The following is a 23,229-nucleotide window of genomic DNA, read 5'->3' as shown; positions in this document are numbered from 1 at the left end:
TGCCCCGAGGCCACAGAGTTATGGCACCGACGCCTTCTGAATCTGTACGGCGGAGCTTGTTGTGGTTTGCGGTGATCTGCGGGGCTTGAGGAGTCGCTGGATCGGCCGTTCGGCAAAGGAGTAGATCAGATACGACAGCACGACGGCGGCCAGAGTCGTGACCAGGGCCACCGCCCAGGGGGGCAGGTCGCCGGTGAGCAGCGGGATGAGCGCCGCCGCGATGACCCCATGGAAGAGGTAAAGCGGGTAAGTGGTGGCGCCCAGCGCGGTGAGCGTCCTGGACGGTTTGAGGCGGATCAGGCCGAGGGCGACCAGGGCCATGGCGGCGAAGATCAGGGTGAGGGTGACGATCACGCTGGTGTCGGTGACGGGCATGTTCTTGAACCCGGCGGCGTCGATGCGGCGGTGCACGCGGTCCAGCGCGGCGGGGACGGCCATGGCGTATCCGGCGGCGACGTACAGCCACGGGAGCAGGGCCTTGCGGTTCTGGTGGATGAGATAGAGGGCCATGCCGGCGACGAAGTAGGGGGCGTAGTCGGGCATGACGATCTCCTTCAGCAGATCGTTCTCCACGGACCTGGCGGCCAGCGCGGCGGCCAGCCAGACGCCCGAGAAGACCAGCACGCGCCCGTACGTGACGCCGGCGATCACCAGGATCGCGATCAGCAGGTAGAAGCGCAGCTCGGCCCAGAGCGACCAGTAGACGCCGCTGGCGTCGGCCACCTTGAACAGACGCTGGAACATGGTGGCGTTCACCAGGTACTGGCCTGGTGAAAGTTTTGGGTCCAGCGCGGTGGCGCCGGTCAGCCCGTACAGGGCCGCCACCGCGCCGAGGCTCAGCCAGTACGCCGGGTAGAGCCGCACCAGCCGCGACCGGGCGAAGGCCCCGAGCCCCCTCCCCCACACGGTCATGAGGATGACGAACCCGCTGATGACGAAGAACAGCTCGACGCCGAGGATGCCCAGCCCGGCGAAGGGCGCCAGCGCGGGGAACAGCGCGGCGGGCCTGGCCCCCCAGACCGAGGCGAAGGCCACCAGGTAATGGAAGGCGACGACCGCCAGGGCGGCGAGGAAACGCAGCAGGTCGAGCTCGGCCAACCGGCCGTCTCCCCGAGCATGCTTTGGCCGGTTAGCTTGATGCACGCCCCTTTGACGACCCGCTGATCACTTTGGTTCCACAGGCCCCTCTGTTCCCACCAGCAACACGCGTGCGGCCGGGCCGAGCGCGATCGCCTCGCGGGTGCCCGGGTCGAGGGCGAGCAGCCCGGCGGCCCCCGCCGCGCCGCACTCCGACAGCGCCACCCCGCGCTCGGCCAGCAGCGCGGCGGCCTCGGCGGCCTGCTCGTCGGCCACGGTGACGAACAGGTCGGCCTGGCGGCTCAGCAGGTCGAAGGCGATCAGGGACGGTTCCAGGCAGTCGAGCCTGCCCAGGCGCGTGGGCGAACCGGTCGCGTGCACCGGCCGTCCCGCGCGGGCGCTCTCCAGCAGGCAGGGCGCGCCGTCGGGCTCGACCACGACGATCCGCGGCTGCTCGCCCCAGCGGTCGCGCGTGTACCCGGCCGCGGCGGCGGCCAGCCCGCCCACCCCGGCCTGCACGAACACGTGGGTGGGCGGGATCTCGATCTCGTCGAACAGGACGGTGTAGCCGCGCATCACGTCCAGGGGGATGTCGTCGTAGCCCTCCCAGGAGGTGTCGGCGACCAGGCGCCAGCCGTGCTCCTGCGAGGCGTGCAGGGCGGCGGCCAGGCTGGCGTCGTAGTCGCCGCCCTCGCGGCGGACCTCGGCGTCCAGGGCGCGCAGCCGGTGCGCGAACGGCTCGGGCACCTGCTCGCTGAGGTAGACGACGCAGTGCGCGCCGAGCTCCCTGGCCCCGGCCGCGACCGAGATGCCGTGGTTGCCGGCGCTGGCGCAGACGTACGTGGTGCCGCCGCCGTCGCGTTCGGACAGCCGGTGCACGGCGTAGGCCCCGCCGAGCGCCTTGAAGCTGCCCAGGCCCATGCGGCCGCTCTCGTCCTTGACGTGCACGGTGCCCGCCCCGGCCAGATCGGTCAGGGTGTGCACGGGCGTGGGCCGGTAGGCCGGGTGCCGGGCGAAGTGGGCGCGGGCGAGCCGGGCGTGCTCCACACCGATCAGCTCACGGTCGCGTTCGGCGTAGGGCGTGCGGCCGGGGTTGAAGAAATGCATGATCGCCATGCTAGGACGGGCCGGGCGGCGTTCCCCGGCACCTGGCGGGCGCGCCCGGCCGCATGTCACGCAGACCGGTCGCGGGCGGCGGCCACGGCGGCCTGGCCGAGGCTGAGGCCGCCGTCGCCGGGCGGCACCCGGGTGTGGGTGAGCACCCGGAACCCGGCCCCGCGCAGGCGCTCGACGGCCCGTTCGAGCAGCAGCGCGTTCTGCAGCACCGAGCCCGACAGCGCCACGGTGTTCAGGCCGGTGCCGTCCCTGAGCATGACGCAGCAGCGCACGACGGCGTCGGCCACGCCGTTGTGGAAGCGGCCCGCGATCGAGCCGGTGGCTACCCCGGCCGCGACGTCGGCGGCGGCGGCCCGGACGAGGTCGGCGGCGTGCACGACGAGCAGGTCCCCCTCGGTGATGGTCGCCGGGTACGAGCCGCTCTCGGCCGGGTCGGCGCGCTGTTCGAGCTCGGCGGCCGCCTGCCCCTCGTAGGTGACGGCGTCCCGGATGCCGAGCAGCGCCGAGACGGCGTCGAACAGCGGCCCGGCGCTGGAGGTCATGGGCGCGCCCAGCCCGGAGCGGGTCCGGGCGAGCACGTCGGGCCAGTGGGCGGCGTTGCGGCGGACGACGTCCAGGCCGGGGTGCTCGTCGCGCAGGTAGGCGGCGGCCATGCGCCACGGCTGGCGGAGCGCGGCGGCGCCGCCGGGCATCGGGACCAGGGCCAGGTGGCCGAGCCGATGGAAGGAGGTCAGGTCGGCGTGCAGGAACTCGCCGCCCCACAGCGTGCCGTCGAGGCCGTGGCCGGGGCCGTCGAGGGCCACGCCGATCACCGGGCCCGTCTCGCCGTTGTCGGCCAGGCAGGAGGCGATGTGAGCGTGGTGGTGCTGGACGCCGACCAGCTCGACGCCGGTCAGCTCCAGGGCGTGCCTGGTGGACAGGTAGCCGGGGTCGAGGTCGTGGGCAACGACCTCGGGACGGATGTCGAACAGGCCGCAGAAGTGGTCGATGCCCTCGACGAAGGAGCGCAGGGTCTCCTGGTCGTCCAGGTCGCCGATGTGCTGGGACAGGAACGCGCGCCGGCCGCGTACCAGGCAGAAGGTGCTGCGCAGCTCGGCGCCGCAGGCCAGCACCGGGCGGGGCGCGGGACGGCGCAGCGTGAGCGGCTCGGGCGCGTGGCCGCGGGCGCGGCGCAGCACGGTGTGCCCGCCGGACCAGGGGCGCAGCACCGAGTCGTCGGCGGGCACGTGGATGGCCCGGTCGTGGACCAGGAAGGCGTCGGCGATGCCGCCGAGCCGGGTGACCGCGTCGGCGTCCTCGTAGGCGAGGGGTTCGTCGCCGACGCTGCCGCTGGTCAGGACCATGGGCTCGGCCAGCTCCGCGAGCAGCAGGTGGTGCAGCGGCGTGCAGGGCAGCATCAGGCCGAGGTCGCGGCTGCCGGGCGCGACGGCGTCGGCGACGGGCGCGCCGGGCAGCCGGGGCAGCAGCACGATCGGGCGCGCGCGGCCGGTGAGCAGCGCGGCGCCCTGCCCGTCGACCGCGCACAGCCGGCGGGCCTGGTCGAGGTCGGCGACCATGACGGCGAACGGCTTCTCCGCGCGGTGCTTGCGGGCCCGCAGCGCCGCGGCGGCCTCCTGGTGGGCGGCGGGCACGGCCAGGTGGAACCCGCCCAGCCCCTTGACGGCGACGACGCGGCCGGCCCGCAGCAGGGTCGCGCAGGCGCTGACCGGGTCGCCGCACAGCTCGGCGCCGCGGGCGTCCAGCAACCGCAGGGACGGGCCGCAGGCCGGGCAGCAGGTGGACTCGGCGCGGAAGTGGCGGTCGCCGGGGTCGTGGTACTCGGCCGAGCAACCGGCGCACATCGCGAACCCGGCCATGGTGGTCAGCAGCCGGTCGTAGGGCACACCGCGCACGACGGTGAAGCGCGGCCCGCAGTTGGCGCAGGCGATGAACGGGTAGCGGTGACGGCGTCCGGCCGGGTCGGCCAGCTCGCGCAGGCAGTCGTCGCAGGTGGCGAGGTCGGCCGGGACGAGGGCGCGGCGCGGGCCGGCCGGATCGCCGGCGGCGATGCTGAAGCCCCGGTGGCCGGCGGGCGCGCCGCTGACGACGGTGACGCTCTCGATCTCCGACAGGGCGGGCGCGTCGCGCTCCAACGCGGTCAGGAACTCCTCGACCCCGTCCAGGGCGCCCTCGACCTCGATGAACACCCCCTCGACGTCGTTGCGCACGCGGCCGGCCAGACCGAGCCTGCTGGCCAGCGAATACACGAAGGGGCGGAACCCCACGCCCTGGACGACGCCTTCGACGCGGACGTCCACCCGTTTACGGACGGTCACAGGCCCCAGTGTGCGCCTCACCGGGGCGGCTTGTACGCCGGATGACGCGTGTCGCGGCCTTCCTCTCAGGAAGTCAACGTGCCCATCTCCCCCGGTGGGCATGGAAAGGGCCGCGCGGACGGCCGCGCGGCCCTTTCCAGACGTTCCCTACAGGTACTGGCCGGTGTTGGCGACCGTGTCGATCGAACGGCCGGCCTCGGTGCCCTGCTTGCCGGAGACCAGCGTGCGGATGTAGACGATCCGCTCGCCCTTCTTGCCGGAGATGCGGGCCCAGTCGTCGGGGTTGGTGGTGTTGGGCAGGTCTTCGTTCTCGGAGAACTCGTCGACGCAGGCGGTGAGCAGGTGTTGCACCCGCAGGCCCTTCTGACCGCTCTCCAGGAACTGCTTGATGGCCATCTTCTTGCCCCGGTCGACGATGTTCTGGATCATCGCGCCGGAGTTGAAGTCCTTGAAGTAGAGGACTTCCTTGTCACCGTTGGCGTAGGTCACCTCGAGGAAGCGGTTCTCCTCGCTCTCGGTGTACATGCGCTCCACCACACTCTGGATCATGCCGTGGATGGTCGCCTCGCGAGAGTCGCCGTGCTCGGACAGATCGTCGGGGTGCAGGGGAAGCTCGGCCAGCAGGTACTTGGAGAAGATGTCCTTGGCCGCCTCGGCGTCGGGCCGCTCGATCTTGATCTTCACGTCCAGGCGGCCCGGCCGCAGGATCGCGGGGTCGATCATGTCCTCGCGGTTGGAGGCGCCGATCACGATGACGTTCTCCAGGCCCTCGACGCCGTCGATCTCCGACAGCAGCTGAGGGACGATGGTGTTCTCCACGTCGGACGAGACGCCGGAGCCTCGGGTGCGGAAGATCGAGTCCATCTCGTCGAAGAACACGATCACCGGGGTGCCCTCGGAGGCCTTCTCACGGGCCCGCTGGAAGACCAGGCGGATGTGCCGCTCGGTCTCGCCGACGTACTTGTTGAGCAGCTCCGGGCCCTTGATGTTGAGGAAGAAGCTCTTGCCGGACTGGCCGGTCTTCTCCGCGACCTGCTTGGCCAGGGAGTTGGCGACCGCCTTGGCGATGAGCGTCTTGCCGCAGCCGGGCGGGCCGTAGAGCAGCACACCCTTCGGGGGACGGAGTTTGTGCTCGCGGAACAGGTCGGCGTGCAGGTAGGGCAGCTCGATGGCGTCCCTGATCTGCTCGATCTGCCGCATGAGCCCGCCGATCTCCTCGTAGGAGATGTCGGGGACCTCCTCGAGCACGAGCTCTTCGACTTCGGACTTGGGTATGCGCTCGTAGACGTAGCCGGAGCGGGGTTCGAGCAGGAGCGAGTCACCGGCCCTGATGGGCTGGCCGACCAGCGAGTCGGCCAGTCGCACGACGCGCTCCTCGTCGGCGTGCGAGATGACCAGGGCCCGCTTGCCCTCGTCCAGCAGTTCCTTGAGCATGACGATCTCGCCGACCTCTTCGTAGCCGAGCGCCTCGACCACGTTGAGTGCTTCGTTGAGCATGACCTCCTGGCCACGCCTCAGCGAGTCGACGTCGACGGCGGGGCTGACGTTCACCCGGAGCTTGCGCCCTCCGGTGAACACCTCGATCGTGCCGTCTTCTCGGGCTTCAAGGAAGGTGCCGAAACCGGACGGCGGCTGCGCCAGCCGGTCGACCTCCTCCTTGAGAGCGACGATCTGGTCCCGAGCCTCCTTGAGTGTGGCCACCAGGCGCTCGTTCTGGCCTGTCACGGCCGCGAGATTCGCCTGTGCCTCATGGAGACGTTCTTCGAGGACCCTGGCCTGACGGGGTGACTCGGCCAGCTTCCGCCTCAGCGCGGTGATCTCCTCCTGCAGGAAGGAGACCTGTGTTGAAAGATCAGCGACCTCCCGTTCGCGCTGCGCGGCTCGAGCCTCAGCATCATCGCGAGCTGCCACGCCCCGTCACCTCCTTCCCAGTCGAGGGCGACTACTAAGGACCTTACCTATCTCGGGCCCCTCCGTAACCTGGCCGGGCAGTGTTCGTCGAGTGACATGCAGTATTCGGTGAATAATCCCCAATGGTGCGTTTAATACTCCCAGCATATGAACACGGCGATCTGTTCCCGTGTCACGCACCAACGCACCCTCGTGGCCAAATTGTCATAGTTCCTCGGTGGTTCCCTTCGGTCGGCGGCGTCGCGGTGGCGGCGTCACTCCGTCTGCCATGCGGCGGGCGCTGACGAGGAAGCCGGTGTGGCCGATCATCCGATGATCGGGACGAACCGCGAGCCCTTCGACATGCCAGTCGCGAACCAGGGTCTCCCACGCATGAGGCTCGGTGAAACACCCGTGATCGCGAATGGCCTCCACGGTCTTGGACATCTGGGTGGTGGTGGCGACGTAGCAGCAGATGACGCCGCCCGGCGTGAGGGCCTTGGCGGCGGCGTCGACGCACTCCCAGGGGGCCAGCATGTCGAGGATGACGCGGTCGACGTCGGCCTCGTCGATCGAGGAGACCAGGTCGCCGACGACCAGGCGCCAGTTGTCCTCCATCGGGTCGCCGAAGAACTTCTCCACGTTCTTGCGGGCCACCTCGGAGAACTCCTCGCGGCGCTCGTAGGAGGTGACGTGGCCCTCGGGGCCGACGGCGCGCAGCAGGAAGCAGGTCAGGGCGCCGGAGCCGACGCCGGCCTCGATCACCCGGGCGCCGGGGAAGACGTCGGCCATGCCGACGATCATCGAGGCGTCCTTGGGGTAGATGACGGCCGCGCCGCGCGGCATCGCGAGCGTGTAGTCCTGGAGCAGGTGGCGGAAGGCGAGGTAGGCGGTGCCGCCGGAGGACCGCACGACGGAGCCTTCAGGCTGCCCGATCAGCTCGCTGTGCGGGATGGCGCCCTTGTGCGTGTGGAAGACGCCGTCCTGCTTGAGCGTGATCGTGTGGCGCTTGTTCTTGGGGTCGGTGAGCTGCACCTGATCCCCTGCCTGGAACGGCCCATGCCTGCGGAAACCCATGGCGGCAAGGTTATATGGGTTTCTCACGCGCGCGGACGCGCGGTATCTATGGGTGATGCTCCCGCGCGACGTGATCTCCACCGGTCCCCTGATCCTGCGAATGCCCGCCGACCCCGACGCCGAGGCGATCGCGCGCATGATGGACGATCCCGTCACCGCCCGGCATCTGCCGCTGCTGCCGTCGCCGTACCGGATCGAGGACGCCCGCGCCTACCTGAAGTTCGCCGAGGACAAGTGGGCCTCGGGCGGCGCGGAGTGGGCCGTCACCGAGGACGGCCGGTACGCCGGCGCGATCGGGGTCCGCCCGCCCGACCGCTGGGGCACGGCCGAGATCGGCTACGTGGTGGCGCCGTGGGCGCGCGGCAGGGGCGTGGCCGCCCGGGCCGCCAGGGCGGTGTCCGACTGGCTCATCGACCAGGGTGTGCACCGGGTGGAGCTGCAGGCCGAGGTGGAGAACGTGGCCAGCCTCAGGGTCGCGCTCAGGGCCGGGTTCCGCGAGGAGGGCCGGCGGCGCAAGGCCAAGCGGCTGCGCGACGGGCGGTGGGCCGACCTGGTGTCCTTCGCCCGGGTCGCCGGGGAGCCGGCGGCGGCCGAGGAGCCGTACCTGCCCTTCTTCGACGGCGGCGAGCTGACCGACGGCGTGGTGCGGCTCGCGCCGCTCTCGGTGGAGGACGCCCCGGAGTACCACCGGATGATGTGCGACCCGAGCGTGACCGCCTACTCCCTGACCCCGCCCGCCTCCCTGGAGGAGGACGAGCAGCGCTGCCGCTGCACCGGCTACTGGTGGGTCACCGGGCAGCGGATCGAACTGGCGGTCAGGGACGCCGCCGGCGGCGCGTTCGCCGGGCACCTCCAGCTCATGCAGGTCGTCCCCGTGCTCGGGCAGGCCATGATCGGCTACTCGCTGGTGCCGGACTTCCGCGGCAGGGGGTTCATGACCCGCGCGGTGCGGCTGCTGGTCGACTGGGCGTTCGCGCGCACGGCCCTGCACCGGGTGGTGGCCGGCACCGACGTGGTGAACACGGCCTCGCACGCGGTGCTGGAACGTGCCGGTTTCAGCAGGGAGAGCCTGCACCGGGAGCTGTTCCCGAAGCCGGACGGCACGCGGGCGGACGACGTGGAGTGGGTGCGGCTGCGCTCGTCGTGAACGGCTCGACCGGCTCTGCCTGCGAAATGCGGAAAAATCGCAATTTCCTGTTGAGGGGTAGTCAAGAGCCGCGTCGAGGGTGATACTCCGGGCACCGTTCGGAGTTTCGCGTGATCGGGCCGCGCGATCTCTTCCCCCCTCCACCCGAGGGAATCACCGCGATGCCAAACAACCGTGTCGATATCGCCATGCGTGAACTCATCACCGCGTTCTCCTGCCTGGAGGTCGCCGACGTGATCGATCGGCTCGCGCGCGCCGCGGCGGCCGTGGCGGGCACCGCGTACGCGGGATTCGTGCACGTGGACGCGCTGCGGCGGGACGCCCGTCCGCTGCACGTCCACGCGCCGCCGGGAGACCCCCTGCGGGTGCGGCGCTGGTTGTCGGGGTCGGGGGTGCTGAAGGAGCTGGCCGCCGCGGAGGGGTCGCTCCGGCTGGCGCGGGACGAGACGATGGGCGAGCCGGGGTTCCTGGCCGTGCCGGTGCCGGCGCAGGTCCGCGATCACACGTTCGTGTGGGTGGCGGGACGGGGGTTCCAGGAGGGGGACGAACACCTGCTGAGCCGATACGCGACGGCTGCGGGACGGGCGGTGGAGGGGGCCCGCGGCCTGGAGGCGGCCGTGCGCCTGCTCCGCGGCGTACGCACCTTCCGCCCCACCTGACCCCCAGCCCCAACCCCCCTCCCCCGGCCGCCCCCCTTCGGGCCTGGGCCACCCCCTCGGCCCCCCACCCCCTCGAAACACCTGCACCATCGGGCCTGCCACCCTTCGGGACGGACTGCACCCGCGGGCCTGCCAGCCCTTCAGGACGGACTGCACCTTCGGGCCTGCCACCTCTTCGGGACGGGCTGCACCTTCGAAACGCCCGCCCCTCGAAACGGCTGCGCCTTCCGAACTTCCGCCCCCTCGGAACGGCCGTCCCATTGACACGGCCGCCCCTTTGGGACGGTCCGGATCCCTCTTGCGGAAAGGGCCGCGAACCCGGTCCTAACTTTTCCCGAAATATCGCCCAGCACCCCCTAAATACCCTTACTCACCCTCTCCCTCGCCCCCCCGACAATTCCCATCTAGCCATTTGCCACCAGACATTCCTGACGCATTTCCTGAATGGTTTCCGGAAACACGAACGCCCGCACCCCCGGGAAAGAGGTGCGGGCGGACAGGTGCCGGGATCAGCCCCGGTGGGCCTCGAAGCGGAGCGTGCGGGAGACGCCCACGCGGACCGTCGTGCCGGGCGCGATGGTGACCGGCTCGTTGGGCGGGATGTCGTAGAAGTTGGGGTCGCCGGGCGGCTGGATCTGGGTGCCGTTGACCGAGCCCAGGTCGACCAGGTTGACGTCCCAGCCGTCGAGGGCCACCCGCAGGTGGCGGCGCGAGACCGAGCCGTCGGGGCTGGTGACCTTGGCGGGCCGGGCCGAGCCGCCCGCCACCTCGGGCGCGCGCTCGGGGTCACGGCCCAGCAGGTAGTCGCTCTCCAGCGGCAGCGCCGTGCCGTCGTCGAGGATGAGCACCCCGAGCGAGGGCCGCGGCCCCTTGTACGGCACCAGCGTCCGCTGCACCAGGGCGATGCCGCAGACGGCGCAGTAGGGCACCCTCGGGTCGTTGAAGTGGTCGTTCTTGCAGTCGACCCCGTAGACCAGCGGGCGGTCGCCGTGGTCGCCCTGCTGCTGCTCCTGCGGCGGCGGCCCCGGGTGGTCGAAGTGCTCCGGCGGGCCGAGCACGGGCGGGGCCGGCTGGTCGAAGTGATCGGGCGGGCCCATGTGCTGCTGCGGCTGGTCGGCCATGCCGTTGCCGGACGGCGGCAGCTCGTCGTAGGACGGGAACTGCTGCTGGGGCTCGGGCTGGGGCTGCTCCTGCACGGGCAGGAAGGGTGGCTGGTCCTGGGGCGGGAGGTAGGGCGGCTGCTCGTGCCCGAACGGGGCCTGCTCCTGGCCGAAGGGCGGCTGGTCGTGCCCGAACGGCGGCTGGTCCAGCGACGGCGGGCCGGAGTGAGGGCCGGAGTGGGGACCCGGCTGGGGGCCCGGATGCGGGACGCCGGCCTGCGCGCCCGAGGGCGGCCCCTGGACGATCGGCGGCTGGTCGGCCAGCGGATAGGGAGGCCGCTCGACCGGCCGCTCCACCGGCCGCTCGGGCGGCGGCGCCAGGTCGGGCTCCATGTGCAGGGCCGTGTTGGGCATCTCGCTGGTGAGCGGCCTGGACCGGTCGGCCGCCTGCCCCTGGGGACGGACGTGCGACGGCTGGTCGGTGAGGTCGCCGATCAGGCCGCCGCCATGGACGACCCCGCCCTCGAAGCCGACCGCGGGATGCGCGTTGCCGGCGCCGGGCAGGGTGAGCTCGACGCGCTCGACCGGGCCGCTGATCAGCCGGTCGGCCCAGGTGAGGGAGTCGCTACCGGCCAGGCGCGTCTCGCCGCCGGAGGTGCTGACCGAGGCCGAGGCGGATCCGCTGACCAGCACGGCCACGCCGCCGCCGACGGGACCGGCGACCGCGCACGTGGCCGGGTCGCCCGCCATGTTGGCGGCCAGCACCTGCGCCGCGCGGCGGGCCAGCGCCCGGCCGTCGCCGCCGGAGGCCGCAGTCTCGCGCAGCGCCTCGATCAGGCCGTCGGCGGCCGCCTCGCCCGCGTCGCACACCAGCAGCAGGCCGCCGATGTAGGCGACCAGCCCGTCGCCGGGAAGGGGACGCACCACTCCGAAGCCCTGGCCGCTCATGCGCCCTCCCTCATGACGACCGTGCTGCGCTCGGTCACTCAACTCTCCTCCCCGGAAGCCGGCGGTGTTACGGCACCCGCACTGCCGTGCCGGCCACCAGCCATACGCATACCCAGACGACGACGCCGTGTCGCGGCCCAGGCGTCTCGATTCGGTGAACCGGTGGACCACGACCAACCCGTCAACTGTGCAAGTTCGGCCAAACAGAAGACTATCGGCCTGCCGTCCTGGCATCGAAATCGCCGGGCTACGGGAAGTGGCCGGACAAGACCTTAGCCGCAAACGCGCCGGGCATGTCAGACCCCGGTGAAGACGCGGTTGACGTCGGCGGTGGCGAGCACGCCGTAGATGTCGCCGCCGTGCTCCACCAGCAGGTACTCACCCGCGGGGGCCGAGCGCATGGCGTCGATGAGCGGCTCGCCGGTCAGGTCGGCGGCCAGCACCATGGTCGGTTCGAGCGCCTTGGCCAGCGAGCCCACGTCGACCCAGGGGCGCCGGTGCTCGGGGGTGGCCTGGACGGCGGCCTCGTTGACGATGGCGACCGGCCGTCCGTCGTGGTCCACCACCACCAGAGCGCCCGCCCGCTGCTCGGCGGCCTGCCGCAGCGCCTCGGCCAGCGGCGTCTCGGCCGCCACCGGGATCGCCCTGCGGGCCAGCGCGCGCGCGTTGACCTGCGGGATGCGGGCGCGGATGCGGGCCACGCGGAGCGACTGGGTGGCGCCCATCCAGATGAAGGAGGCCAGCACCACCGGCCACAGCAGCTCGACCGGGTCGAACTCCTGCCCGCTCGTCATCGACGTCGCGAACGGCAGCACGACCAGCAGCACGGCCAGCACGCGCCCGCCCCAGGCGGCCACGACCGTGCCGGAGCCGGGGTTCCTGGTCAGCTTCCACACGCCCGCGCGCAGCATCCGGCCGCCGTCGAGCGGCAGGCCGGGCAGCAGGTTGAACACGCCGACGATGAGGTTGGCCACCCACAGCTGCCAGATGAGCACCTCGGCGATGCCGCCGTCGTTGATCACGTACGTGTCGGCGAGCAGGCCGAGCCCGGCCAGGCCCAGCGACAGGGCCGGCCCGGCGGCGGCGACCAGGAACTCCTTGCCCGGCGTCGGCGGCTCCTTCTCGATCTCCGACACGCCGCCGAGGAAGTAGAGGGTGATCCGGCGCACCGGCAGGCCGAACATCTTGGCCAGCACGCTGTGGGCCAGCTCGTGCAGCAGCACCGAGACGTAGAGCAGCACGGCGAAGACGAAGGCCACCGCGTAGGCGACGGTGCTGTCCAGCTCGGGCAGCATGTCGCGCATGCGGGGGCCGAACATGACGGTGATGAAGGCAGCGACGATGAACCACGTCCAGGAGACGTACACCGGGATGCCGAAGGGCCGCCCCATCCGAAGGCCGGGGAACTCCTGACGCGGGCTCTGCTCGCTCACCGCACTCCTCGTACGTCCATTACGTGCTGTTGCTGCCTCGATGCTACGCGCCGGATCACGTGATCCTCGTCCCGGCGAGGGTTATTCTGTCGGGCTCTTGACCTAGAGTGCGGTGCATGACGTTGACCGAACCGGTGATCATCGGAGCTCTCTCCCCGTCCCGGGCAGGCGATTTCATGACCTGTCCCCTGCTCTACCGGTTCCGGGTCATCGACCAGCTGCCCGAGAAACCCTCCCCCGCGGCCGTGCGCGGCACCGTGGTGCACGCCGTCCTGGAGCGGCTCTACGACCTGCCGGCGCCGCGCCGGTCGGTGCAGGCGGCGCTGGAGCTGCTGGAGCCCCAGTGGCAGCGGCTGTTGCAGGAGGACGAGCAGTACGCGCGGATGTTCGCCGACGACGCCGAGCAGGCCGAGTGGCTGGCGCAGGCGCGGGCGATGCTGGAGCGCTACTTCACGCTGGAGGACCCGACCCGGCTGGAGCCCGCCGAGCGCGAGCTCTACGTGCAGGCGGTGCTCGACGGCGGCCTGATGCTGCGGGGCTACGTCGACCGGCTCGACGTGGCGCCCACCGGCGAGGTCCGGGTGGTCGACTACAAGACGGGCAGCGCGCCCGGCCCCGACTTCGAGGCCAAGGCGCTGTTCCAGATGAAGTTCTACGCCCTGGTGCTGTGGCGGCTGCGCGGGCAGGTGCCCCGGCTGCTGCAGCTGGTCTACCTGGGCGGGCGCGGCGAGGTGCTGCGTTACGCCCCCGACGAGGCCGACCTGCTGGCCACCGAGCGCAAGGTGATGGCGCTGTGGACGGCGATCGAGCGGGCGCTGGAGACCGGCGAGTGGCGCGCGCGCCGCAGCCGGCTGTGCGACTGGTGCGACCACCAGGCGCTGTGCCCGGAGTTCGGCGGCACCCCGCCGCCGGTGCCCGACCGCCAGCCCGGCGACACGGTGCGCAGCAACCGGCGCGCCGCCACCGACGAGCTGTAACCCTGGGCCCGTAGCCCTCCCACAGGCCGCCCCTAATCCTCCGAAGGGAGGAGTCCAAGGCTCTCACCTGGGCCTACAGTGAAGCGGTGCGGATCGACCGACCCCTGTTCCACGACACGGTCCTGGCCGTGGTGGTGGCCGCGGCCTCGGTGACGCTCTTCCTCCTCTACGGGCCCGAGCGCCTGGAGCCGGCGGAGCTGACGACGGTGAGCATGCGCGCGCCCGACGGGCTCGGGGCGACGCTGCTGGTGCTGGCCGCCGCGCCCATCGCGGTGCGCAGGCGCTGGCCGCTGGCGGCGCTGTGCGCCGGCCTGATCCCCGAGACGGCGCTGACCGCGCTGGGTTACGGCACCGGCGCGTCGGGGGTGTCCAGCCTGGTGCTGGTGTACTCGGTGGCCTCCAACCGGGGGCTGGCGGTGGCGCTGGGCGGGCTGCTGGTCTCGCTGCTGACGTACGCGGTGGGGGCTGTCGCCGGGCCGGTCACGCCGCCGGGCCCGAGCGGGCACGTGGTGGCGGTCCTGGTGCTGCTGGCGGTCTGGGGGGCGGGCAGGAGCCTGCGGCTGCGGCGGGCGTACCTGGAGGAGCTGCGCGACCGGGCGGCCCGGCTGGAGCGGGCCCACGCGGCCGACACGCGGGCCGCGCGGGCCGAGGAGCGCTCGCGCATCGCCCGTGAGCTGCACGACGTGGTGGCCCACCACGTGAGCGTGATGACGGTGCAGGCGGCCGCGGCGCGGCGGGTGCTGGCCGCCGATCCCGACCTGGCGCGGGAGGCGTTGTCGGCGATCGAGAACACCGGGCGGCTGGCCATGTCCGAGATGCGCAACATCGTGGGCGTGCTGCGTACCGACGCGCGGGCCGAGCTGGGGCCGCAGCCGGGCGTGGGCGACCTGCCCGGGCTGGTGGAGCAGATGCGCGAGGCGGGGCTGCCCACGCGGCTGCGCGTGGAGGGCGAGCCGCGGCCGCTGCCCGCGGGGGTCGACCTGGCCGCCTACCGGCTGGTCCAGGAGGGGCTGACGAACAGCCTGCGGCACGCGGGGGCCGGGGCCGAGGCGGTGGTCACCGTCTCGCACGCCCCCTCGGGCCTTGACGTACGCGTCGAGGACGACGGCAGGGGCACCGCTCCGGCGGCCGACCGGACGGGCCACGGCCTGGTCGGCATTCGCGAGCGGGTCGCACTCTATGGTGGAATTCTGAACATCGGTCCGCGACCGGGGGGCGGTTTCGAGGTGCGGGCGAGGTTCCCGTTGAAGGACGGCCAATGACGATCAGAGTGCTGCTGGTGGACGACCAGCCGCTGCTGCGCACGGGATTTCGCCTGATCTTGGAGGCCGAGTCCGACATCACGGTGGTCGGCCAGGCCGGCGACGGTAAAGACGCGATGGAGCAGACCAGGGCGCTGCTGCCCGACGTGGTGCTCATGGACATCCGCATGCCGGGCGTCGACGGCATCGAGGCGACCCGCCGGATCGTGCGGGAGGCCGCGCCCACGGCGCACGTGCCGAAGGTGCTGGTGCTGACCACGTTCGACCTCGACGAGTACATCGTGGAGGCGCTGCGGTCGGGCGCGTCGGGCTTCCTGCTGAAGGACGTGCCGCCCGACGAGCTGGTGCAGGCGATCCGGGTGGTGGCGGCGGGCGACGCGATCGTGGCGCCGAGCGTGACCAGGCGGCTGCTCGACCGGTTCTCCAAGCGGCTGCCCTCGGCCTACGAGCAGGCCACGCCGGCCCGCCTCGACCGGCTGACCGAGCGGGAGCTGGAGGTGCTGCGGCTGATCGCCAAGGGCATGTCCAACGCGGAGATCGCGGCCAAGCTCGTGGTGAGCGAGACGACGGTCAAGACGCACGTGGGCAACGTGCTGACCAAGCTCGGGCTGCGCGACCGGGTGCAGGCCGTGGTGCTGGCGTACGAGACCGGGCTGATCACGCCCGGCGCGACGTCCTGAGGCCGCCGCCCCGGCAGGAGGGCGGCGGCCGCAAGGTCAGGCCCCGATCGGGGCCGGTCGAGCCCGGCTCAGGCCCGGCTCAGGCCTGAGTCGCCGCGGCGGTCGCCGCGGCGGCGGGCGCGTTCTCCGGGAAGTGGCAGGCCACGCGGTGGCCGCCGGCCAGCTCCTCCAGGGGCGGCTCGACCGTCTTGCAGATATCCTGCGCCTTCCAGCAGCGGGTGTGGAAGCGGCAGGCGGGCGGCGGGTTGAGCGGGCTCGGCACGTCGCCGGTGAGCCTGATGCGCTCGCGTTCCTTGCGCGCCTTGGGGTCGGGCACGGGCACGGCCGACAGCAGGGCGTTGGTGTAGGGGTGCATCGGCGAGCTGTAGAGGCTCTTGCGGTCGGCGATCTCGACGATCTTGCCCAGGTACATGACCGCGACCCGGTCGCTGATGTGGCGCACCACCGACAGGTCGTGGGCGATCACGACGTAGGTCAGGTCGAGCTCGTTCTGCAGGTCCTCCAGCAGGTTGACGACCTGGGCCTGGATGGACACGTCGAGCGCGGAGACCGGCTCGTCGGCGATGATGAGCTTGGGCTTGAGCGCGAGCGTGCGGGCGATGCCGATGCGCTGCCGCTGGCCGCCGGAGAACTCGTGCGGGTAGCGGTTGTAGTGCTCGGGGTTGAGCCCGACTAGGGCGAGGATGTCCTGGACCGCCTTCTTGACGCCGTTCTCGGTCTGCACGCCCTGGATGCGGAACGGCGCGCCGACGATGGTGCCGACGGTGTGGCGGGGGTTCAGGGACGAGAACGGGTCCTGGAAGATCATCTGCATGTCGCGGCGGAGCGGCCTGAGCCTGCCCTGCCCCATGTGCGTGATGTCCTGGCCCTCGAAGACGACCTTGCCGCCGGTCGGCTCAAGGAGCCTGGTGACCAGGCGGCCGGTGGTGGACTTGCCGCAGCCGGACTCCCCCACCAGGCCGAGCGTCTCGCCCTTGTAGACGTCGAAGCTGACCCCGTCGACCGCCTTGACGGCGCCGACCTGCCGCTTGAGCAGGCCCTTCGTCACCGGGAAGTGCTTCTCCAGCCCTTGGACGGAAAGAAGCGGCTCGTTCGCGGTCACCGTCTCGCTCACTGGCTCTCCAGCACTGGCTTGATCTCGTTCTCCCACAGCTCCCGCCGCTCCGTCCTGCTCATGTGGCAGCGCACCAGGTGGCCGCCCTCGGTCTCGATCAGGCCGGGCACCTCACTGCTGGACTTGCCCCCGGTGCGCTCGGCGTAGGGGCAGCGGGGGTGGAAGGCGCAGCCCGAAGGCACGTTGATCAGGGACGGCGGCGAGCCCTTGATCGGCAGCAGCCGTTCGGTGGGCTCCCGGTCGAGGCGGGGCATCGATCCCAGTAGACCCCATGTGTAGGGGTGCTCGGGACGGTAGAAGATGTCGTCGGCGGTGCCGTACTCGATGCACTTGCCGCCGTACATGACCAGGATGTCGTCGGACAGCTCGGCCACCACGCCCAGGTCGTGGGTGATGATGATCAGCGCGGAGTTGAACTCGCGCTGCAGGTCGACCATGAGGTCGAGGATCTGGGCCTGCACGGTCACGTCGAGCGCGGTGGTCGGCTCGTCGGCGATGAGCAGTTCGGGGTCGCACGACAGCGCCATGGCGATCATCGCGCGCTGGCGCATGCCGCCGGAGAACTCGTGCGGGTAGGAGTCGACGCGGCGCTGAGGCTCGGGGATGCCCACGCGGCCCAGCATGTCCACGGCGTGCTTCTTGGCGACGGCCTTGGTGACCTTGTGGTGGATCCGGTACGCCTCGACGATCTGGTCGCCGACCGTGTAGAAGGGGTGCATCGCCGACAGCGGATCCTGGAAGATCATCGCCATCTTCTTGCCGCGCAGCCCGCGCACGTGCTCCTGCGAGGCGCCCACGAGCTCCTCGCCGTCGAGCCAGATCTCGCCCGAGACGTTGGCGCCCTTGCCCTTGTGCAGGCCGAGGATGCCGAGGCTGGTCACCGACTTGCCCGAGCCGGACTCGCCGACGATGCCGAGGGTCTTGCCGCGTTCGAGGCTGAAGGTCAGCCCGTCGACGGATCGGACCAGGCCGTCGTCGGTCGGGAAGTGGATCTTCAGGTCCTTGACGTCGAGGAAGGGACTCACGCCAGCCTCACTCTCGGGTCAACGACCGCGTAGAGCAGGTCGACGATCAGGTTGGCCAGGATGATGAAGGCCGCCGCGACGATCGTGACGCCCATCACCTGGGGAAGGTCGTTGTTGCTGATGGCGTCGACGGCGTACTTGCCGATGCCGGGCAGCGAGAAGGTGCTCTCGGTCAGGACGGCGCCGCCGAGCAGCAGCCCCAGGTCGAGGCCGAACATGGTGACCACGGGGGTGAGCGTGGCCCGCAGCCCGTGTTTGAGCACCACCTTCCGCTCGGGCAGGCCCTTGGCCCTGGCCGTGCGGATGTAGTCCTCCGACATGGTCTCCAGCATGCCCGCGCGGGTGAGGCGGGCGTAGCCGGCGGCGTACAGGAAGGCGAGCGTCACCCAGGGCAGCATGAGGTTGTTGGCCCAGGTGAGCGGGTCTTCGCTGATCGGCACCCAGTCGGCCACGTCGCCGACCAGGCCGAGCTGGTCGCGGAAGATGGCCAGGGAGACGATGCCGGTGAAGAAGATCGGCAGCGAGACGCCGGCCAGGGCGATGCCCATGGACAGGCGGTCGAAGAAGCTGCCGCGGCGCAGCGCCGACAGCACGCCGGTGGCCACGCCGAAGATGACCCACACCACGGCCGCGCCGAGTGCCAGTGACAAGGTGATCGGCAGGCGGTTGAGCAGGTCGGGCAGGACCGGGTTCTGGCTGACGTAGCTGTAGCCGAAGCAGGGCGCCGGGCAGTGCTCGATGCCGGGGCCGTAGTTGCGGTCGACGCCGACGAAGATGCCCTGCACGAAACGCCCGTACTGGACCAGGATCGGGTCGTAGAAGCCGAGGCGCACAGCCGTGTCGTGGATCACCTCGGCGTTGGCCGCCTTGCCCACGTACCGGGAGGCCAGGTCGTCAGCGGACATCCCAGCGAGCCGAGGCACGAGGAAGAAGATGGCGAACGTCGCGATGCTCACCACGAAGAGCAGCATGACGGCCGCTATCAACCGTCTGAGAATGTATGTGAACACTGATCTCGGCCATGGCGGCCGGGCCTTGTGGGCCCGGCCGCCGAAGCCTTCACCTGCTTTCGGTACGTGACGTTCCGGCAGTTAGCGCCGTTGCTACTGGGTGCTCATCGTGAGGAACTCGTACATGCCCCAGTTCTGGGAGACGAAGGCGTTCTTCAGCTGCGGCGGCCGGTAGAACAGGCCGTGCGCCCAGACGTAGGGGAGGATGTACGCCGACTCCATGACCTGCTTGTCGACGGCGGCCCAGATGGCGTTGCGCTTGGTCGCGTCGGTCTCGCCCGCGGCCTGGTCGATCAGCGCGTCGATCTTGGGGTCCTTCACGCCGAGGTTGGTGTTACCGGCGGGACGGATGACCCGGCTGTCGACGATCTGCTGGAAGAAGCCGAAGCCCTCGGGGTAGTCGGCGCCCCAGCCGTAGACCATGAGGCCCAGGCCGTTCTTCTTGGCGAAGTCGGGCTTGCCGGCGTAGAGCTTGAAGTAGTCACCCTGCGGGAAGCCCTTGAGCTCCAGCTTGATGCCCACGCGGCCGAGCGACTGCTGCAGCGACTCGGCGGTCTGCTTCTCGGCCGAGCGCTCGTTGCGGAAGGAGATGGTGGTGCTGAAGCCGTTGGGCTGGCCGCAGGCCGCCAGTTCTTCCTTGGCCTTGGTGAGGTCACCGGTCGGGTTGGCCTCGACGCCGTAGGGGTCGATCTTCTCGTAACCGGTCATCTTGGCCGGCATGAGGCTGAGGGCCACGTCGCCACCGGCGTCCGGGCCGCCGTAGGCACCCTGGATGGCCGAGCGGTCCGTCGCGTACAGCACGGCCTTGCGGCAGTGGATGTTGTCGAACGGCGGCACGTCACCGTTGATGTTGGTGAACCAGGTGCGGTCGATCGGGGCCGAGTCGGCGTACTGCTTGACCTTCTCGTCGGTCAGGACCGTCTTGCGGGCGTTGGCCGCCACGCCGGTGCTGTTGACCTTGACGTCGATCTTGCCGGACAGCAGGCGCTGGTCGAGGTCGTCCTCGTTCTGGCCCAGCAGCACCTCGATCGAGTCGTTGAGCTGCTTGCGGTTGGGGTCGGTCGCCGCGTCCCAGTTCGGGTTCTTGACGAGCTCGATGCGCTTGGTGAGCTCGTGCGACTTGAACATGTACGGGCCGGTCGCGACCGGGTGCTCCTTGTACTTCGAGCCGGTGTCCTTGGCCTCGGGCACGGGGGCCGTCTGCGGGAGCATGGCGAAGTAGTCGAAACCGCCGTACGCCTTCTTCAGGTGGAAGACGATGGTCTGGTCGTCGGGGGTCTCGATCGCCTTGAAGTCGTCGAGCTTGCCCTTCATCTTGTACGGGCCGGTGTAGCTGCCGACGTCGAGCCAGTCGTTGAAGTACGTCGGGCCGCTGGGCAGGATGTCCTTGTCCAGCGAGCGCGCCACGCCGTACTTGACGTCCTTCGAGGTCACCGGGGTGCCGTCCTCGAACTTGACGCCCTTGCGCAGCTTGTACGTCCAGGTCTTGCCGCCGTCGCTCGGCGTGCCCAGCCCCTCGGCCAGGTCGCCGACGAGCTGCAGGCCCTCCTCGCCGGGGACCGGCTTGAACATGGTCAGCGCGCGCGTGTAGAGGCGGGCGAAGTTCCAGGCGTAGCCGTAGTACATGTCGCCCGGGTCAACCGAGTCGAAGTCGCCCGGCATACCCATGTGGAGGGTGCCGCCGACCTTGTCCGACGGGTTGATGATCGACGTCACGCCCGCGTTGTACTGGCTGGACGGCTTGTCGTCGCTGCCCGAGCCGCTGGTGTTCTTGCTGCCACCGCCGCCGCCACCGCACGCGGAGACGACCACGGCGAGAGCGGCGGTCACCGCGATCGCCGACGCCTTAGATCTCATCTTCATCGACCTGACACACCCCTTGAATCTAGGAGTTGAGAGAACTTGCGGATAACTACTCACGAGGCCTTATCGGGCCTTGGGATCGAAGGCGTCCCTGAGGCCGTCACCGAGCAGGTTGAACGCCAGCACGGTGATGAAGATCGCGAGGCCGGGGAAGATCATGAAGTTGGGCGCCACGTCGTAGTTGTGGACCGCCTCAGCCAGCATGCCTCCCCACGTGGGGGTCGGCGGCCGCACGCCCACGCCGAGGAAGGAGAGTGCGGCCTCGAACAGGATGTTCGACGGGATCAGCAGCGTCGAGTACACGAGGATCGGCGCGAGCAGGTTGGGCAGGATCTCCTTGAACAGGATCGTGTGGCTGCGCGCGCCCAGGCTTCTGGAGGCGTCGACGAACTCCCGCTCGCGCAGGGAGAGCGTCTGGCCCCGGATGATGCGCCCGATGTAGGGCCAGTTGAAGAAGCCGATGATGAACACCAGCAGGCTGATCCTGAGGGTGTCGCCCGACATGCCGAACGCCTTGTCGGGGATGACGCCGGCCAGCGCCAGCGCGAACACCAGCAGCGGGAAGGCGAGGAAGATGTCCATGAGGCGGGAGATGATGGTGTCGACCCAGCCGCCGAAGAAGCCGGCGATCATCCCGAGCACGGTGCCGATCACCACGCACAGCAGCGTCGCGAAGAACGCGATCAGCAGCGAGATGCGGGCGCCGTACAGGATTCGGCTGAACAGGTCGCGGCCCGTGGTGGGCTCGACACCGAACAGGAAGTCCCAGCTCATGCCGCCGAAGGCGCCGATCGGAGCCTGGATCGCCGGGTCGATCTTCTCCCGGTGCCATTCGGCCGGGTCGTGACCGAACCACGACACCAGCAGCGGCGCGAAGATCGCCACGAGGATCAGCAGGACGATGACGATGCCGCCGATCATCGCGATGCGGTCGCGCTTGAGGCGCATCCAGGCGATCTGCCCGAGGGAACGCCCCCGGATGACTGAAGACTCCGCCCCCTCAAGAACGGTCTCCGGCCCGGCCTCGACGGCCGAGTCAGGAACATCGAGCGGTGCGGTCATGCCAGTGGCCCCCTGGATTCCAGACGACGTCGTCCGTGTCGGCGCGACCCGGTCAGGGTAGTGCGCCCGTGCAAGGCGAGTCCGCAGAGTCGCGGCCCCAGGAGGCAGAATCTATGGCCTGAGCTGGTATGACCAGTCCCTCAGCGCTCGATGTGGCTCAACTGTGATTGACGCGAAACTTATTCGTATCGATCTTGATGTGAATGTCTACGGCCCGTCCCGGTTGGGTCTCGGAACTGTGACAGTGCCGATCCACGACCGTTTCCGTCCGAAATCAGCTGATGCCGCGGCGCTTCAGAAGCGCTTCGATATCGGCGAAGTCATCGTCGGCCTTGGGGGTCTTCGCGGCCACCGACGGCTGGGGCTTGTTCGCTACGGGCTGAACGGGCGGCTTCCCTCCCGGCTCGGGAGCGGCCTTCTTCTTGCGCCCCAAGGACAGCCTGCGGCCGCGCATCACCCCGGAGACCACGAACAGCACGGCGGCCAGGCCCGCCACGGCCACACCGGCCCACACCATCGGGTTGAGCACCAGCCCGGTGACGAACCCCACCGCGGTCGCCCCGATCGTCCACAGCGCGCTGAGCGCGCCGGTCAGGTAGGCCGCCACCGGCAGCAAGGACCAGGCCGCCAGCCTCATCCCCGCGGCCGCGCCCCGGCGCCTGAAGGCCAGGAAGCTCAGCACCAGCCCTACCGCCGTCACCCCGGCGCACAGCGGCAACCAGGCGATCTGATTGAACATTACGGCCGCCCCTCGTCTCGACTACGCCTTCCATCCTGGCACGCGAAACGCCGGGGGCCTCTCCTCCGCGAGGACCAGACGCCCCCTAGGGGATCAGCGCGCGCAGATCGGCGACGCCGACGCCGGCCAGCGAGGAGACCACCAGACGGCCGGGGGCCGGCTCGACGGGCAGCAGGTTGGGGACCGCCACGACGGCGCAGCCGGCCGCCGTGGCGGCCGCCACGCCGTTGGGTGAGTCCTCCAGCACCACGCAGCGCACCGGCTCGACGCCGAGCAGCCCGGCGGCCTTGAGGTAGGGCTCGGGGTCGGGCTTGGTCCGCTCGACGTCGGCGGCGGTGACGACGACGTCGAAGCGGTCTTCGCCGAAGCCCTTCAGCACGGCGTCGGCGATCTCCTTCATCGACGAGGTGACCAGGCCGACCGGCACCCCCTCGTCGCGCAGCGCCTCCAGCAGCTCCGCGGCCCCCGGCATGACGGCGACGCCCTCGGCCAGGCGCTCGACCATGCCGGAGACCATCCACTCCTGCACCGTCGGCGCCGGCACGTCGGCCCCGGAGACGGCGAGCATGTAGTCGAGCGTGCGCTCCATGGACCCGCCGACCAGGTGGGCCTGGTGCTGCGGCGTCCACTCGGCGCCGAGCCTGGCCATCACCCTGGTCTCGATCTCCAGCCAGACCTTCTCGCTGTCGACGAGCAGGCCGTCCATGTCGAAGAAGACCGCTTCCACGTGCTTTC

Annotated in this window: 19 protein-coding genes; 5 read left to right on the top strand and 14 right to left on the bottom strand. The window is 70.6% G+C overall.

Annotated features, from left to right (window positions below; genetic code table 11):
- Nucleotides 1–18 precede the first annotated feature (18 nt).
- From AB0J46_RS34640 to AB0J46_RS34620, 5 genes are all read right to left on the bottom strand, one after another.
- Nucleotides 19–1,098: an acyltransferase gene (locus AB0J46_RS34640; RefSeq protein WP_364338301.1), complete on the bottom strand. Its 1,080-nt coding sequence runs from the start codon at nt 1,096–1,098 to the stop codon at nt 19–21.
- 66 nt (nt 1,099–1,164) lie between these two features.
- Nucleotides 1,165–2,184: a pyridoxal-phosphate dependent enzyme gene (locus AB0J46_RS34635; RefSeq protein WP_364338300.1), complete on the bottom strand. Its 1,020-nt coding sequence runs from the start codon at nt 2,182–2,184 to the stop codon at nt 1,165–1,167.
- Nucleotides 2,185–2,249: 65 nt separating this feature from the next.
- Nucleotides 2,250–4,508, bottom strand: a complete 2,259-nt coding sequence (hypF, locus tag AB0J46_RS34630) for a carbamoyltransferase HypF (protein ID WP_364338299.1) — start codon at nt 4,506–4,508, stop codon at nt 2,250–2,252.
- Between the two features lie 147 nt (nt 4,509–4,655).
- Nucleotides 4,656–6,419 carry a proteasome ATPase gene (arc, locus tag AB0J46_RS34625; RefSeq protein WP_357706964.1) on the bottom strand — a complete coding sequence of 588 codons (1,764 nt, stop codon included), beginning with the start codon at nt 6,417–6,419 and terminating at the stop codon, nt 4,656–4,658.
- Between the two features lie 204 nt (nt 6,420–6,623).
- Entirely contained in the window at nt 6,624–7,475 is an 852-nt protein-coding gene (locus AB0J46_RS34620) for a tRNA (adenine-N1)-methyltransferase (RefSeq protein WP_352326892.1), read from the bottom strand.
- A gap of 55 nt (nt 7,476–7,530) precedes the next feature.
- On the opposite strand from AB0J46_RS34620, the gene AB0J46_RS34615 reads away from it, so the two are divergent.
- Both AB0J46_RS34615 and AB0J46_RS34610 read left to right on the top strand, forming a co-directional pair.
- Nucleotides 7,531–8,622 carry a GNAT family N-acetyltransferase gene (locus tag AB0J46_RS34615; protein WP_364338298.1) on the top strand — a complete coding sequence of 364 codons (1,092 nt, stop codon included), beginning with the start codon at nt 7,531–7,533 and terminating at the stop codon, nt 8,620–8,622.
- A gap of 188 nt (nt 8,623–8,810) precedes the next feature.
- Complete coding sequence (locus tag AB0J46_RS34610) at nt 8,811–9,281, top strand: hypothetical protein (RefSeq protein WP_364338297.1); 471 nt, start codon at nt 8,811–8,813, stop codon at nt 9,279–9,281.
- Nucleotides 9,282–9,790: 509 nt separating this feature from the next.
- On the opposite strand, the gene AB0J46_RS34605 is transcribed toward AB0J46_RS34610, so the two are convergent.
- Nucleotides 9,791–11,329, bottom strand: a complete 1,539-nt coding sequence (locus tag AB0J46_RS34605) for an FHA domain-containing protein (protein ID WP_364338296.1) — start codon at nt 11,327–11,329, stop codon at nt 9,791–9,793.
- Nucleotides 11,330–11,625: 296 nt separating this feature from the next.
- The gene (locus tag AB0J46_RS34600; protein WP_364338295.1) at nt 11,626–12,762 is read right to left on the bottom strand and encodes a site-2 protease family protein; all 1,137 of its coding nucleotides are present in this window, start codon (nt 12,760–12,762) and stop codon (nt 11,626–11,628) included.
- A 116-nt stretch (nt 12,763–12,878) separates the two neighbouring features.
- Here AB0J46_RS34600 and AB0J46_RS34595 point away from each other — a divergent pair, with 116 nt between their 5' ends.
- The 3 genes from AB0J46_RS34595 (at nt 12,879) to AB0J46_RS34585 (ending at nt 15,681) form a co-directional block, all read left to right on the top strand.
- Complete coding sequence (locus AB0J46_RS34595) at nt 12,879–13,739, top strand: RecB family exonuclease (RefSeq protein ID WP_352364040.1); 861 nt, start codon at nt 12,879–12,881, stop codon at nt 13,737–13,739.
- A gap of 86 nt (nt 13,740–13,825) precedes the next feature.
- Nucleotides 13,826–15,001: a sensor histidine kinase gene (locus AB0J46_RS34590; protein WP_364338294.1), complete on the top strand. Its 1,176-nt coding sequence runs from the start codon at nt 13,826–13,828 to the stop codon at nt 14,999–15,001.
- Nucleotides 14,998–15,681, top strand: a complete 684-nt coding sequence (locus tag AB0J46_RS34585) for a response regulator transcription factor (protein WP_358298999.1) — start codon at nt 14,998–15,000, stop codon at nt 15,679–15,681. Before AB0J46_RS34590 ends, AB0J46_RS34585 begins: the two co-directional genes overlap by 4 nt.
- A gap of 79 nt (nt 15,682–15,760) precedes the next feature.
- On the opposite strand, the gene AB0J46_RS34580 is transcribed toward AB0J46_RS34585, so the two are convergent.
- The 7 genes from AB0J46_RS34580 to AB0J46_RS34550 all read right to left on the bottom strand — a co-directional run bounded on the left by AB0J46_RS34580 (nt 15,761) and on the right by AB0J46_RS34550 (nt 23,221).
- Nucleotides 15,761–16,795, bottom strand: a complete 1,035-nt coding sequence (locus AB0J46_RS34580; RefSeq protein ID WP_364338293.1) for a dipeptide ABC transporter ATP-binding protein — start codon at nt 16,793–16,795, stop codon at nt 15,761–15,763.
- The gene (locus AB0J46_RS34575) at nt 16,792–17,820 is read right to left on the bottom strand and encodes an ABC transporter ATP-binding protein (RefSeq protein WP_358298997.1); all 1,029 of its coding nucleotides are present in this window, start codon (nt 17,818–17,820) and stop codon (nt 16,792–16,794) included. Before AB0J46_RS34575 ends, AB0J46_RS34580 begins: the two co-directional genes overlap by 4 nt.
- Nucleotides 17,817–18,830, bottom strand: a complete 1,014-nt coding sequence (locus AB0J46_RS34570) for an ABC transporter permease (protein WP_352364030.1) — start codon at nt 18,828–18,830, stop codon at nt 17,817–17,819. Before AB0J46_RS34570 ends, AB0J46_RS34575 begins: the two co-directional genes overlap by 4 nt.
- A 93-nt stretch (nt 18,831–18,923) precedes the next feature.
- Nucleotides 18,924–20,693, bottom strand: coding sequence for an ABC transporter substrate-binding protein (locus AB0J46_RS34565; RefSeq protein ID WP_364338292.1), 1,770 nt, complete (start codon nt 20,691–20,693; stop codon nt 18,924–18,926).
- Between the two features lie 63 nt (nt 20,694–20,756).
- On the bottom strand, nt 20,757–21,755 hold the full coding sequence (locus tag AB0J46_RS34560) for an ABC transporter permease (protein ID WP_352364026.1): 999 nt from the start codon (nt 21,753–21,755) through the stop codon (nt 20,757–20,759).
- A gap of 274 nt (nt 21,756–22,029) precedes the next feature.
- A complete protein-coding gene (locus tag AB0J46_RS34555; RefSeq protein WP_364338291.1) occupies nt 22,030–22,494 on the bottom strand; it encodes a cellulose synthase in 465 nt (154 codons plus the stop codon).
- Nucleotides 22,495–22,579: 85 nt separating this feature from the next.
- On the bottom strand, nt 22,580–23,221 hold the full coding sequence (locus tag AB0J46_RS34550; RefSeq protein WP_364338290.1) for an HAD family phosphatase: 642 nt from the start codon (nt 23,219–23,221) through the stop codon (nt 22,580–22,582).
- Nucleotides 23,222–23,229: the final 8 nt, after the last annotated feature.

Origin of the sequence: Nonomuraea sp. NPDC049758, from assembly GCF_040674635.1 — a bacterium.
In the GTDB taxonomy this organism is placed as follows: Bacteria; Actinomycetota; Actinomycetes; order Streptosporangiales; family Streptosporangiaceae; genus Nonomuraea.
The sequence above is the reverse complement of the archived record's forward strand: the minus strand, read 5'-3'. Positions and strand labels throughout refer to the sequence as shown.